This window comes from Parendozoicomonas sp. Alg238-R29 (genome assembly GCF_947331445.1).
Lineage (GTDB): Bacteria > Pseudomonadota > Gammaproteobacteria > Pseudomonadales > Endozoicomonadaceae > Sansalvadorimonas.
In genome coordinates, this window is sequence record NZ_CAMZOG010000021.1 from 14,390 (window position 1) to 27,996 (window position 13,607).

Genomic DNA, 13,607 nt, shown 5'->3' on the forward strand with positions numbered 1-13,607 from the left:
AGTTCCCTATGGCAAAGCGGACACCTTGGTTCACCAAGGCTTGCCGGTGGTTTAGGCGAGCAGATTTTGCAGAAAAGCTTATGACACTGAGTGCAATTCCATTGCGCAGGAGCTTCGATATGCCAGCTGCACTGAATCCCCTGATATTCTGCTCCACCGTGAGCCATGGTCGTTAGTTCTCTTATATGTATTTCGTTTGCGATTGTATGAGGTAGTTACAGGGAAAGTCATCATAAACTAGAGTGCTGATTCACAAAGTAGCTGTTAATCTGGTGCCTGAAATTTATGGTAATGAAGTTACTCCCATGAAGCAGACTCTATTCATAACCGGTACTGATACCGATGCAGGAAAAACTGTTGTTTCCTGCGGTCTTTTAGCGAGGGCAAAACTCGATGGGCTGACCACAGCAGCGGTTAAGCCCATCGCCTCCGGTTGCGAACAAACTGCTGATGGTTTGCGTAACAGTGATGCACTGGCTCTACAGCAATCCATCACCATGGAATTACCTTACAACCAGATCAACCCAATTGCTCTTGAACCAGCCATTGCACCACATATTGGGTTACAAGAAACGCAGCGCCGTGTAACAACAGATCAGCTGGCCGGTTACTGCCGTGGCGTTATGATGAAAGGTGCCGACCTGACATTGATAGAAGGTGCTGGCGGCTGGCGAGTACCACTTTCTCCTCGAGAAATGTATTCAAGCGTCCCTAAAAAACTGAACATTCCTGTTGTTTTGATAGTTGGAATGAAGCTGGGCTGTATTAATCATGCTGTGCTGACACTGGAAGCTATCTTCAAAGATGGCCTGAAGCCTGTTGGTTGGGTGGCAAATCGTGCCGAACCTGAAATGAGCCGGTTTGATGAAAATTTAACAACTCTCAAGGGTCTTTTGCCTGTTCCATGTTTAGGCGTCGTTCCACACCTGACCAACCCTTCTCCTGAGAATGTGGCAGAACATCTCACTCTGCCCAAAGTGTGAGGATGGACAAAGAAAGGCTCTGCCTTGAGAACGCCCCCCTGCTTAGTGATTTTGATAGCTTGTCGCCATAGCAGTGCAGAAGCTTGCGCGCCTGTATGTGTTCCAGTTTGCCAATTCGACTACCCTCTTTTTTAAATCAGGATCACGACTCAGATTGTAAACAATGAAGACTCTTAAGTTTTTAACTCTCTTAACCCTTACTTTTCTGGTTGCCTGTACCCACACTCAGAAACCAGACGTCTCCACTCACTGGACGGTGTCTGACAGCCATCAGCAAATTCAGCAAGCTCAAGCACTGGAAGCTCAGGGAGTGATCAAAGATCTTCGCATCACGGGGGCTAACCCGGAGCAGCTATCAGCCACAGGCCCGGTCAATGTGCTTGCCTGCCTTGAGAGCGCTGGCAAATGGTTAGAGAAATATAAGGAGTGTGAGTTTATGCCTGTACAGAGTTGTAAAGCACTGGGGGGCGAGTTCAACAGCTGCTCCTCCGCTTGCCGCCACAACGAAGACGCCATGATGTGTATTCAGATGTGTGTGCCGGTTTGTGCTTTTGATATCGACAAATAAAAACCTGCGGGCAACATATGTTACCCGCGAGTTGTTTTACACAGACGCAGTCTTTAACTGATCAGATTCTTGTTGCTTTTCGATTGGTGTGAGGGTGACGGGCACACCATTTAAAGCGGCATTGCCTGACAAACTGTCGATTGCCTGATCATCAGTCAGATCATTCACACTCTGCCCGGCATGATCACTGGCGATAGCCATTCTCATACCTTTACGATTATGGCCCCAGCCATGGGGGATACTGACTACACCCTGCATAATTGTGTCAGTTACCTCGGCCTCAATGACAACAGTTCCTGTTCTGGAACTTACCTCTATCTGTTGTCCATTCGTTACACCAAGTCGTTGGGCGTCATCAGAATGAAGATGGGCAGTGCAACGGTTTTTGCCTTTCACTAACCGCCGACTGTTATGCAACCAGGAGTTGTTGGTTCGCACATCTCTCCGCCCAATCAACAGCAATTTATCTGACTGTGAGTTAGCGGACGATTCGAGCCGCTCCAAATCTTTAAAGAAAAATTCCGGTTCCAGGTGTATAAGTTTGTCTTTGGTGAACAGTGTTTCTGGCAGGCAAGGTGTTAAAGGCCCGAGATCAACGCCATGCACCTGTTTCTGTAAGCGTTTGCGTGACAAACCTTTTAAAGGGTTGCGTAACATACCGTATGGACCAGTTTTTAACAGCATATCCAGCACACCATCCGGGCCAAGGCTCTTTAAAAGTTTGTTTGTTATTTTGCCTTGCAGGTTTCTGGGTGGATGCAAACGCTTTTCAAGTTCCTGATAGATTTGCCAGTCATGCTTTTCACCGGGTGCTTTTTCAAATAAGGCTGGTGAATAGCGGGCCGTATTTCTCACCGCCAACATATTGAAGATAACGTCGTAGTGCTCCCGCTCAAGGGGGCTGACTGGCGGCAGAATAATATTGGCGTGCTTTGTGGTTTCGTTGAGGTAAAAATCTATGGCAACCATAAACTCTAAACCTTCCAGTCCTTTCTCCAACTGTGTGCCATTCGGTGTAGAGAGAGCAGGATTTCCCGCAACTGTGACCAAGCCTTTTATCTGACCATCACCTTCTACCAATATTTCTTCTGCTAATGCGGAAACAGGAAATTCACCATTAAACTCAGGAAGGTTTCTAACGCGGGAAAAACCCTTGCCAAGGTGACCACGCCCGGTTTGCTTTAACAGGTCTGCCGCAGGTTTCGTGAACATCAATCCACCTTCTGCATCCAGCCTGCCGGTGGCAATATTTATAACCATAATCAGGTATTGGCAAAGCAAGCCAAACTCCTGAACAGAGACACCCATGCGGCCATAACAAACCGGCTTTTCGGCTTTGCCAAACTCTATAGCCAGCTGTTTGATAGATGCTGCACTGATACCGGTAATGTCTGCTGCTCGCTCCGGTGTCCAGCCACCGACATAGTTTTTGATCTTCTGAAAGCCCTTCAGGTGACTAGTGAGATGAGCAGTATCAATCAGCTGCTCTGAAAACAAAGTATTGATTATGGCCAGAAGTAAAAATGCATCGGTACCCGGTTTTATAAAATGATGCTCATCTGCAATCTGTGCTGTTTCTGTTTTGCGCGGATCAATAACGATGACTTTACCGCCACGCTTTTGAATGTCCTGAAGGCGCTTCTTCACATCGGGCACGGTCATGACACTGCCGTTAGAAGCCAGAGGATTACCGCCAATAATCATCATATGTTCTGTGCGATCAATATCTGGCACAGGTATTTTCAACTGATGCCCAAAAAGCTTCCAGGACACAATGTGATGAGGAAGCTGATCAACAGATGTCGCAGAAAATCGGTTACGAGTACGTACAGCATTAAAGAAATGCCTGCCCATTAATAAGCTGCCAGTGTTGTGCACGTTGGGATTACCAAGGTAGGTTGCCATAGCATTGTTGCCATGAGCTTTCTGAACTCGTCGTATACCTTCAGCGGCTTTGTCCAGAGCCTCATCCCAGCTGATTTCTTTCCAGCCATCAGATGTTCTCTCTAAAGGTTTGCGAATACGATCCGAGTCTTGGTAAAGGTCTTTCAGTGCAATCGCCTTGGGGCAAATATGTCCACGGCTGAATGGGTCTTCTTTATCGCCTTTAATGGAGTGAATCTCTGTTCCCGTGTAAGTGATCTTAATCCCACACACGGCTTCACAAAGGTTGCAGGTACGGTAATGAATTTGCTCCGGCAAAACTGAATCAGGCATGGTCGTTCCGTGCTTCTTGTTTTATAGCAGAGTAACCCGATCACTCATGTTCTGAAAAGAGCTAAGCCTGTGGAGGCCCAATGCATAGGAAATAAGAATTTGAACTATTTTGAGCTATAAAGTGGCCTAATGACTACAAACGCCCCGTTAAGCACAATACCGCGCATGACAACGAGGTCACCCATGCAAAAAACGTAAAATCGACAGCAAAGAACTGAAACTTAAATCGGCACAACTGCACAACTGGTTGTAGCAGAAAATCAGTCAGTTACCTATATTGCTCGAACACTGCAAGTACCAATCAGTAGTTTGAATCCAGTAGTTTGAATCCAGTAGTTTGAATCGCCAAGGGACGTTCTCAGCAGGATTGGCAGCCTGAAACGTGAACAGACTGACCACTATAACTCCAATACCCGAAAGAATGTCATACGAGATATAGTCGATTACATTATGTTCTACAATGTCCATCGACTGCTCTCGTATTTGGGTTATAGCAGCCCAGTCATTTTGAAAATCAACGTGTGAAAAACGCAACTTAATCAGGTGTCCGTTTTTACTTGGCCACGATATCCTTTAAGGAAATCGTCAGCTGATGGGTTAACGGCTACCCAGCACGCCCCAGAGGCCAGATTTCCACTGCCCACCAGTTACACCAAAATTCACATGAACAGCAGCACCTGGATCCAGTGCTTCCCGGAACTTCCTGGCCTCAGCGGCATTCAGAGGTACATCATAGGTTGAACCTGGGAATTCATTGGCGCAAGCGCTGGCGCCATTCCAGGCGACACCTCCGGCATTGGTTCTACTCCAATCACCATTCGCCAACCGACATGCGTAAGCCTTGCTGTTACCTGACCAGTCCAAGCGCATAAAGCGGTCACCATATTCCCAAAAGGATACAGTACGGCCATTAGCATAAGCGTTATAGGTATCCTCTGGGCCAATGCCCCAAAGTTGCTTATTCAAACGACCACTGCTGCTATCAAGATCACTCTCTTCCAGCATATCCAGACCGAAGGAGTTCACACCATTCTCGATGCCCGTGCGAGCTTCATCTGCGCTGACAACATCGTGGCAGAAGTTATTATGGCATTCCTGAGAGCGCGTGAAGCGATCTGTCTTAATGTGGTTATCATTCACGTTAATGGATGCCACACCAACATTTCTCTCAAAGCTACTGCCTAACATTACATTGGAAGCTGTACTGCAACCCGTGCTACCACCACTTTTGTAGAAGAACACCCGTTTTCCGCTTTCCCGAACCTGGTCAAAGGTCAAACTGGTTGGCACGGTTCGACAGGAGTCGATGGTGTAAACCAGATCACCCATCCAGGCAACATCGTTCTTCAACTGCTGATAGCCCGAATTGTCTCCACCAAAGTCATCTTGCAGGAAGAAGAACACAACATCGTTGTCGTCTGCACCTTTTAACCAGCTATCAACCTCACCCAGCATACGACGCAGGGTTGTTTCTCTCTGACCGCAGTCCGTAGCGTGACAAACTTTGGTTTGACGATCACCCTTACGAACATCTAGTTCAAAGAATCGTACGCCGAGTTGAAGTTGCTCAATCATGGCTCGACGATGGTTCGGACCAGGAATCAACTGACCGCTGAAGTAAGCTGTACTGTTAAAGGCATTGTGTGAGCCCAGTACAGTTGTCTGACGAATCGGCGCTTTAGCGGTGATAGCTTCATTTATATCCAGCGCCTTTTCTCCAGCACTGGCGGATCGGGCAAGAACACGAACAGAATCAATATTATCTTCCACCCAGCTGCCCGGACGCTCTTCCAGATTGGAAGTGCTGCGGGTCAGAATACGCCAGTTTCTATCTGTTCGGTGATTCGAGTACTCATACACATACACATCGGCCTTGCCTACAACCATCACAGATGAGGCTTCATTTCTACCCAGTGTGTAGTCATTAAGATCAGAGCTAAACTGACCTTCTTCCAGGCAAAATGGGGTGCCTCGAAAACCTGGATGCTCAAACAGGCAAGCAAAGTTATCGGTATTGCGGGTACGCACCTTGAATGAACTGATGCCATCATTCAGGTCATCCATTCTATAGGTGTTACCCATAACTACGGTTTTTTTGCCACCGTAGTTGCCATGCTCATAAATCGTGGCGTAAGCATCACCGTAGAGTTTTATGGAGGAAACTTTGTCATTGCGGGAAGAGCCTATCCAGCCATTATCTCCCGTGCCGTAACACCATTCAGCTCCTTCATACTCCGAATGTTCGTAGAAGCAGACTTTGTCTTCTGCATAAGTGGTGCTTGCCAGACCCGAGGCGGATGCTATGAAAGCAAACCCAGAGAGAAAAGAGCGCAGGCGCGTCATAAAAGATATCCTTCTTATTATTGTTTTTGTCTACCGTGAGAAATAAGACCTGCACCCGAAACGGGTTCACTAGGCCATCATTGACTACGGTTTTTGCAGTTTAATGATGCTTTTGTGAAGGTAAAATGGCTCGTCTGCCATAGTGATTAGCAGGATGTAAAAATAATGACCAGCTAGAGATAGGGTGTATTCACAATTAAACATCGAGCTCAGCACTTAAGGAGTGATCGAATGGAATTGATCAAATGGGCAACTTGGGTACCGACTGTATTTTGGCTCTTAGGATGCGCCGACTCTCATCAAAGCATGGTGATTATGGCTCAACAGGTAAAGTTGACACCGGAACAACATGAAGAAATCAGCAGCCACTATGCTCTTTTGATGGAAGTGCAGGACAACATCACCCGGAAATACAAAATTAACAATGACACTCAGAAATATGTTCTCAAACTCACCAACCGATTGGGAAACACGACCCCAATGTTTTCAGGGTTGAGTGTCAGTGGTGCCCAGATCAACCTTAACTACACGCTGTTAACGTTCAGTCGTGACGATGAGATAGACAAGGATGCTATTACCGGACTTGTCGCTCATGAGCTGGCCCACGCTCAACACTACAAACTGTTGCCCACTCTTGATCTCCTCAATCTTGGATTACGTTACTCCTCCTATGAGAAAAAATCCTCCAAGAGTGCCTGGGCAGAATGGGTTCGGGCTTACGAGCAGTTCACAGACATGCAGGTCATTGCTTTTGGTTATGCTACCGAGCTAATTGCCCAGAAAAGAAAAACCCACAGCTATATTCAGGAGCATGAGTTTGGCAAAGCGCCATTTTATGAGTTCAGTGCCTACCTAACTGAAGAAGAAATAAGGGCACTGGATGAAAATGACGAAACATTCAACCAAAAAATGGAACAGCTCCTTAAAGTGCTTGAATGGGATTCCTTCCGCGAAATGGCCAGCCGCTTCCCATAACCCTCCTTTTTCATCAGTGTATTTTCTGATGATCTAAATCTATTTCCTGAACGTAAAATCCATAATTAAAACACTTGTTTAAAGTTACAAACGCCCAGAATAGAGCAGTTGAGAGGCTTTAAAGAATTTCGGAAAGCCCTTGACAGAGTAGGTATCCATACGTAAGTTTCAAACACCTGTTTTAATCCGCCTGTTATACTTGAATAACGGGTGACAAGAAGCGGCTCAAGCCGACCACCAGAATCATAAATACCGAGGTCACAAGCCATGCCAGAATATAAGGCCCCTTTGCGTGACATCCGCTTTGTACGCGATGAGCTCCTGAACTATCCAGAGCACTACGCCTCCCTGCCTGGTGCTGAAGACGCAACTCCAGATATGGTTGATGCCATTCTGGAAGAGGGCGCCAAATTCTGTGAGCAGGTTATTGCTCCTCTGAACCAGGTTGGTGATCAGGAAGGTTGCACCTGGTCTGAAGATGGTGTGAAAACCCCAACTGGCTTTAAAGCTGCTTACGAGCAGTTTGTTGAAGGCGGCTGGCCTTCCCTGTCTCACGATACTGAGTTTGGTGGTCAAGGCCTGCCTGAATCACTGAACCTCGTTATGAGTGAACTGATTGGTGAAGCTAACTGGTCTTGGGGTATGTACCCTGGCCTGAGCCACGGTGCCATGAATACTCTGCACGCCCACGGTACTTCTGAGCAGCAACAAACTTATCTGACCAAACTGGTTACCGGTGAATGGACTGGCACAATGTGCCTGACTGAGCCTCACTGTGGTACCGACCTGGGCATGCTGCGTACTAAAGCTGAAGCAAACGCTGATGGCTCTTACAGCATTTCTGGTACCAAGATCTTCATCTCCGCTGGTGAGCACGACATGGCCGACAACATCGTCCATATCGTACTGGCCCGCCTCCCAGATGCTCCTCAGGGCACCAAAGGTATTTCCCTGTTTATCGTTCCCAAGCAGCTGCCTAATGAAGATGGTTCTGCAGGCGAGCGTAATGCTGTTTCCTGTGGTTCTATCGAACACAAAATGGGCATCCACGGTAACTCTACCTGTGTGATGAACTTTGATGGAGCGAAAGGTTTCCTGATTGGGCCTCCAAACAAAGGTCTGAACTGCATGTTCACCTTTATGAACACTGCACGTTTGGGTACTGGCCTGCAGGGTCTGGCTCACGCAGAAGTGGCTTATCAGGGTGCTCTGACTTATGCCCGTGATCGCTTGCAAATGCGTTCTCTGACTGGTCCAAAGAACCCTGACGGCCCTGCAGATCCGATCATCGTACACCCTGATGTTCGTCGTATGCTGCTAACTATCAAAGCCTTCACCGAAGGTAACCGTGCCCTGGTTTACTATGCAGCCAAGCAAGTAGACGTTATGCAGCACGCAGAAAGTGAAGAAGAGCGTAAGGCCGCAGATGCCATGCTGGGTTTCCTGACGCCAATCATCAAGGCATTCATCACTGAAACTGGCTTTGAAGCTGCTAACCACGGCGTTCAATGCTACGGTGGTCACGGCTTTATCAGTGAGTGGGGCATGGAGCAGAACGTACGTGATGCACGTATCTCCCTGCTTTATGAAGGTACTACCGGCATTCAGGCTCTTGACCTGCTGGGCCGTAAGGTTCTGATGAGCCAGGGCGAAGCTCTGAAAGGTTTCACCAAAGTTGTTCACAAGTTCTGCAAAGAACACGCTGACAACGAAGCTATGAGTGCTTACATCCCACAGTTGGGAGCTCTGAACAAAGAGTGGGGCGACATCACCATGAAGGTAGGCATGAAGGCTATGCAGAACCGTGAAGAAGTTGGTTCCGCATCTGTCGACTACCTGATGTACTCCGGCTACGTTGTTCTGGCCTTTATGTGGGCAGATATGGCTCGTCTGGCAAAAGCCAAGCTGGCGGAAGGAACAACTGAAGAAGCCTTCTACACAGCCAAAATTCAGACTGCTGATTTCTACTTCCAGAAGATTCTGCCACGCGTACAAATGCATAAAGCTTGTATCGAAGCTGGCGCCGACAGTGTTATGGCTATGGATGCCGCTAACTTCTAATCGAAGTAGCGACCAGGGATAATTCCTGAAACGCCAAAGCGGGCTCAAATGAGCCCGCTTTTTAATGGAGAATGGTTTGCGGCTGAAAAGCCGTTTTTAAAAGCTCTGCCACATATTTGTTCTTACATGCATCACTGGGAGGAGAATTCTCTAACTGTCGCGCGATTTCATTCTGAACGCTTTTGAACTCTAAATAATTAACCAAAGGTTTAAGAGCCGTGTAAACCTCTGCAGTTTTTGCTGAAATTCTTTCTCTTAGTGCTTCTTGAGCGGCTTTAAAATCAGCTTCACTTATAGGGTTTTCAGGCTTTTTAACACCCTCCTGAAGTATTTTGGCTGCGTCCATTTGCACCTGAGTCAGGTGAAGCACAAGATCCACTGGAAGACCATATCTATCTGCCTGAATTCGAGCGTCTGCAAGCACACGTTCTTCCTGAGTCTTATCAAGTATGGGAGCCCCGTAACCTTTTTTTAATCGCCCCATTTCCGGCATAAATCCCAGTCGTTCACAGACTTTAACAAGAAGATTCTCTATCTGTTCTCTCCCGGCAGTATCAGAAAGGTCCAGAGCCCGAACAGCCATGGTGTGGAGTGGCCTTGAAGCCTTTGGCCCCGTATCCATGTCAGCTTGTGCCAACATTGACTGCGCTTTGCCCTGAGGGGCTTTACGGTCACCGGGCAACAAATGAATACCAGATGGCGACGGTACAATCGGTGAGAAATCGGTATTCATAGCCAAAACCTTTGCAAAGCCCTTATGCTGGAAGTTTCGGCTTTGCTCAGTAGATCTATAGCTATTTGTTAAGCTCTTTCTGCCAATAGCTGGTATAGAGCCATTCTCGATCGCCATCAGCCAGGGGAAAGCCGTAGAATCCTCCGTAACCTTGCGAACCCGTTCTTTTATTTGTGGCTCCGAAGCCAGCTCTTCTTCAAAAGTACTGGTGAAGTGTTGAAAATAGTGATTGTAGATACAGGTGGTGGAAGAAATATCTTCTGGAATGATGCTTCTTATTTATCGGCCATATTCAGACATGCGTTTCTGCCTTTAAATTCTATTATTCCTGTTCATTCAACACACCGATTATGCCAGACTGCCTCCCAAGAGTGGTTGCTGTATAAGTGATAATAAAGATGACTGATGTTGATACTGTTCTGACAACTGCAGAAAAGCTGAATCTGGAAACGGCCAAAATCCCCTGGAATGAACTGCAACGTTTGTACGCTCAGGGTGTTGTGCTGGTTATTTCACCAAATATCGACCTTGTCACCGTGGCGTCAGCCTTTGTTGATGACCTCGCTGAACAGGTAAAGGTATGGCTGGAAAGCGGGGATATAAGAAAATCAACAGATGATGACGCCAGAACCTGGCACGAACAGGATATAACTATGTGGGCTGTCGCCGCAGCCCCTTGGGTTCTGGTTCAGGAAGAACCCAAGGCATAATGAAAAGGCTGGTTAGAATGACCAGCCAAATGCGATTTCGCTCAAATTAAAACCATCATTATCGCTATGCAGGTTGGCATTGGAATAATGGAAAGCCCTGAAGATAGCCTGGTATTGCTGACGCTCACCAAACTGAAAGCCAAAACCGATGCGGTCTTCAAACTGAAGACGAATACCGAGATCAACCGGATCATTATTTTTGGCTTTCAGTGTACTGGCAGAGAGATAAGACAAACCAATGCCCATTTCTGCAAAAGGTGTGAATGAACCAAACCAGGGAGATTTTCTGGTCACTCGAAATACCGGTGAGAAAGCTATTGCATTGATATGATCCCGGCCCTTAGCACTGACTCCAGAACCACTGGAGAGTTTGCTTTTCCAGTGATTAACAGAGAGATCAAAGTAACCACCAATGTACCAGCCTCCTTCATTAAACCAGCGCGAATCCCAGTTTTTAATGGCCGACACTCTGTAGCTGTTTAAATCAGCATTGCTGCTGAAATCCTTACCACCAGAAATAATCACACCATCAAGCCATTCAGCATGACTGACAGCAGTACTGCCCAATAAAACCAAAATAAGAGTCAGTTGCAGTTTTAAACGGGTAAGCATAGAGCCAGTATCCATTCCAAAAGTGTCTGAAACGTTATCGGCTACAAGCTTTTCTGGTTGAGAAACAAAAAGGTTAACGAGTTTCGTCAAGAATCGCGAAACTTAACAGTGTAGTGGGCAGCGCAATGGCCAGAAGTATATGGAGCACAGGGTTAATCAGAACCAACAGGCCAGCACAAATCCAAATGCCTTTTACGATTCCACGTTTGAGCTGATAACGACGGGTGAACTGTCGTCTGTATGGATGCCTTCCTTCAGGGCTGCGATCATGCATCCACACAGGAAGCAGATGATGATCCAGCCAGACTCGCAGCATCAGCCATACAACCTTCATACGCCACTCCTTCGGCAATGGCCATAAACGATAAAACAGCACTTTTAATGTAAACATCCGCTTAGAAAATAACCAGTCAGAGTCAGTAAATTGAGTCATTGGCTCTATTGGTTAATCAGATTGAAAATTTCAGTCAAACGCTCGTTTGAAGGTGAGCCAATAGCGAGTATGATACGTACCAACCCTTACAAGAGGCAGGGTGCGCTCTGTTTCAACACCTATAAAGACAAAATCACACAGAGGTAGAACATGGCTGAATACAAGGCTCCGTTGCGGGATATGCAGTTCGTGCTCAATGAAGTCTTTGGCGCTGGCGAGCTGTGGGCTTCCCTGTCTGGACTGGCTGAAGTGGTTGACCCCGAAACTGCAGAAGCCATTCTCGAAGAAGGTGCAAAACTGACCAGCCGTGAACTGGCTCCACTCAACCGTTCCGGTGATGAAGAAGGCGCAGTCTGGAATGACGGTGTTGTAACAACTCCCAAGGGCTTTAAAGAAGCTTTCGCCACTTACGCCGAAGGTGGTTGGGGTGGTTTGGGGGGCAACCCTGAATTTGGCGGCATGGGTATGCCAAAAATGCTGTCTGTGCAATTTGAAGAGATGATGTACAGCGCCAACAACTCTTTCACTCTGTACCCAACCTTAACTGCCGGTGCCTGCCTTGCCATTAACGCTCACGCCAGTCATGAACTGAAAGAACAATACCTGCCTAACATGTATGCTGGTGTATGGTCCGGCTCCATGTGCCTGACCGAGCCTCACTCCGGTACAGACCTGGGTATTATTCGCACCAAGGCCGAGCCTCAAGCTGATGGTTCCTATGCTGTAACCGGTACCAAGATTTTCATTACCGGCGGTGAACACGACCTCAACGAAAACATTATTCACCTTGTCTTGGCTAAGCTCCCAGATGCACCTGCTGGCCCACGTGGTATATCTCTGTTCCTGGTTCCCAAACTGATGGTGAACGAGGATGGTTCTCTGGGTGAAAAGAATGCTGTGTCTTGTGGTTCCATCGAACACAAGATGGGTATCAAAGCCTCCGCCACCTGTGTGATGAACTTTGATGGTGCCAAGGGCTATCTGGTTGGAGAACTGAACAAGGGTCTGGCAGCCATGTTCACCATGATGAACTACGAGCGTCTGTCTATCGGTATTCAGGGGCTGGGCTGCTCTGAGATGAGTTACCAGAGTGCTGTTGAGTATGCCAAAGATCGTCTGCAAAGCCGTGCGCCAACTGGCCCAGCTGAGCCAGACAAGGCTGCTGACCCAATCATTGTTCACCCCGATGTTCGCCGTATGTTGATGAACATTAAGGCAACTACTGAAGCCGGCCGTGCTTTCTCAACTTATGTTGGTATGCAACTCGACCTCGCCAAGCATGCTGAAGACGAAGCTGCAAAAGCGAAGGCTGAAGGCCTGGTTGCTCTGCTTACTCCTGTGGCCAAAGCATTCTTCACAGATGTTGGCTTGGAAAACTGTGTTCAGGGCCAACAGGTGTTTGGCGGCCACGGTTATATCCGCGAGTGGGGCCAGGAACAGTTGGTTCGTGATGTGCGTATCGCCCAGATTTACGAAGGCACCAATGGTATTCAGGCACTCGACCTGATGGGTCGTAAGACCTTTGCCAATGGCGGCAAGCTGTTTGGCCTTTTTGCAGATGAAATCCGTGGCTTCCTTGATTCCGATGGCCCAGCAGAACTCGAAGAGTTCACCAAGCCTCTGGCTGAAGCTCTTGCTGAATTGGAAAGTCTGACCAAAGCGGTTATTGAAAGTGCGAAGACGAATCCAAATGAGGTAGGTGCAGCGTCTGTTGAGTATCTGCACACCTTTGGCTACGTCGCTTACGCCTACATGTGGGCGCGCATGGCAGCAGTTGCCTTGCAGGCTTCCGGAGAAGAAAACTTCTACCAAGGTAAGTTAACCACTGCCCGTTACTACTTCAAACGACTGTTGCCTCGTATCGACAGTTTGAGCAAGGCGGTGCGTTCCGGCGCAGAACCTCTGTTTGAGCTGACTGCTGAGCAATTCTGATTGAAGGTTTTCACGATAAGAGCCAGCATTTTGCTGGCTT

At 47.6% G+C, this 13,607-nt stretch carries 11 protein-coding genes; 6 read left to right on the forward strand and 5 right to left on the reverse strand.

Annotated elements, in window-relative coordinates:
* The first annotated feature begins 242 nt into the window (after positions 1–242).
* Entirely contained in the window at positions 243–983 is a 741-nt protein-coding gene (bioD, locus tag QMA35_RS07395) for a dethiobiotin synthase (protein ID WP_348650936.1), read from the forward strand.
* Between the two features lie 163 nt (positions 984–1,146).
* A complete protein-coding gene (locus tag QMA35_RS07400) occupies positions 1,147–1,551 on the forward strand; it encodes a hypothetical protein (RefSeq protein ID WP_281646503.1) in 405 nt (134 codons plus the stop codon).
* Between the two features lie 36 nt (positions 1,552–1,587).
* Here the strand turns inward: QMA35_RS07400 and QMA35_RS07405 are convergent, their stop codons facing one another.
* Complete coding sequence (locus QMA35_RS07405; RefSeq protein WP_281646504.1) at positions 1,588–3,768, reverse strand: molybdopterin oxidoreductase family protein; 2,181 nt, start codon at positions 3,766–3,768, stop codon at positions 1,588–1,590.
* 597 nt (positions 3,769–4,365) lie between these two features.
* Positions 4,366–6,111 (reverse strand): peptidase inhibitor family I36 protein, encoded by a 1,746-nt coding sequence (locus QMA35_RS07410; RefSeq protein ID WP_281646505.1) that lies wholly within the window; start codon positions 6,109–6,111, stop codon positions 4,366–4,368.
* A 231-nt stretch (positions 6,112–6,342) separates the two neighbouring features.
* On the opposite strand from QMA35_RS07410, the gene QMA35_RS07415 reads away from it, so the two are divergent.
* Both QMA35_RS07415 and QMA35_RS07420 read left to right on the forward strand, forming a co-directional pair.
* The gene (locus QMA35_RS07415; RefSeq protein WP_281646506.1) at positions 6,343–7,086 is read left to right on the forward strand and encodes a hypothetical protein; all 744 of its coding nucleotides are present in this window, start codon (positions 6,343–6,345) and stop codon (positions 7,084–7,086) included.
* 267 nt (positions 7,087–7,353) lie between these two features.
* Positions 7,354–9,147 carry an acyl-CoA dehydrogenase C-terminal domain-containing protein gene (locus QMA35_RS07420; RefSeq protein WP_281646507.1) on the forward strand — a complete coding sequence of 598 codons (1,794 nt, stop codon included), beginning with the start codon at positions 7,354–7,356 and terminating at the stop codon, positions 9,145–9,147.
* A 61-nt stretch (positions 9,148–9,208) separates the two neighbouring features.
* On the opposite strand, the gene QMA35_RS07425 is transcribed toward QMA35_RS07420, so the two are convergent.
* Entirely contained in the window at positions 9,209–9,880 is a 672-nt protein-coding gene (locus QMA35_RS07425; protein WP_281646508.1) for a chorismate mutase, read from the reverse strand.
* A 398-nt stretch (positions 9,881–10,278) separates the two neighbouring features.
* Here QMA35_RS07425 and QMA35_RS07430 point away from each other — a divergent pair, with 398 nt between their 5' ends.
* Positions 10,279–10,590: a DUF2288 domain-containing protein gene (locus tag QMA35_RS07430; RefSeq protein ID WP_281646509.1), complete on the forward strand. Its 312-nt coding sequence runs from the start codon at positions 10,279–10,281 to the stop codon at positions 10,588–10,590.
* Between the two features lie 12 nt (positions 10,591–10,602).
* Here QMA35_RS07430 and QMA35_RS07435 read toward each other — a convergent pair whose 3' ends face one another.
* Together QMA35_RS07435 and QMA35_RS07440 are read right to left on the reverse strand one after the other, a co-directional pair.
* A complete protein-coding gene (locus QMA35_RS07435) occupies positions 10,603–11,292 on the reverse strand; it encodes an acyloxyacyl hydrolase (protein WP_281646510.1) in 690 nt (229 codons plus the stop codon).
* Positions 11,276–11,536 (reverse strand): hypothetical protein, encoded by a 261-nt coding sequence (locus QMA35_RS07440; protein WP_281646511.1) that lies wholly within the window; start codon positions 11,534–11,536, stop codon positions 11,276–11,278. Before QMA35_RS07440 ends, QMA35_RS07435 begins: the two co-directional genes overlap by 17 nt.
* A 249-nt stretch (positions 11,537–11,785) precedes the next feature.
* On the opposite strand from QMA35_RS07440, the gene QMA35_RS07445 reads away from it, so the two are divergent.
* On the forward strand, positions 11,786–13,567 hold the full coding sequence (locus tag QMA35_RS07445; RefSeq protein ID WP_281646512.1) for an acyl-CoA dehydrogenase C-terminal domain-containing protein: 1,782 nt from the start codon (positions 11,786–11,788) through the stop codon (positions 13,565–13,567).
* Positions 13,568–13,607: the final 40 nt, after the last annotated feature.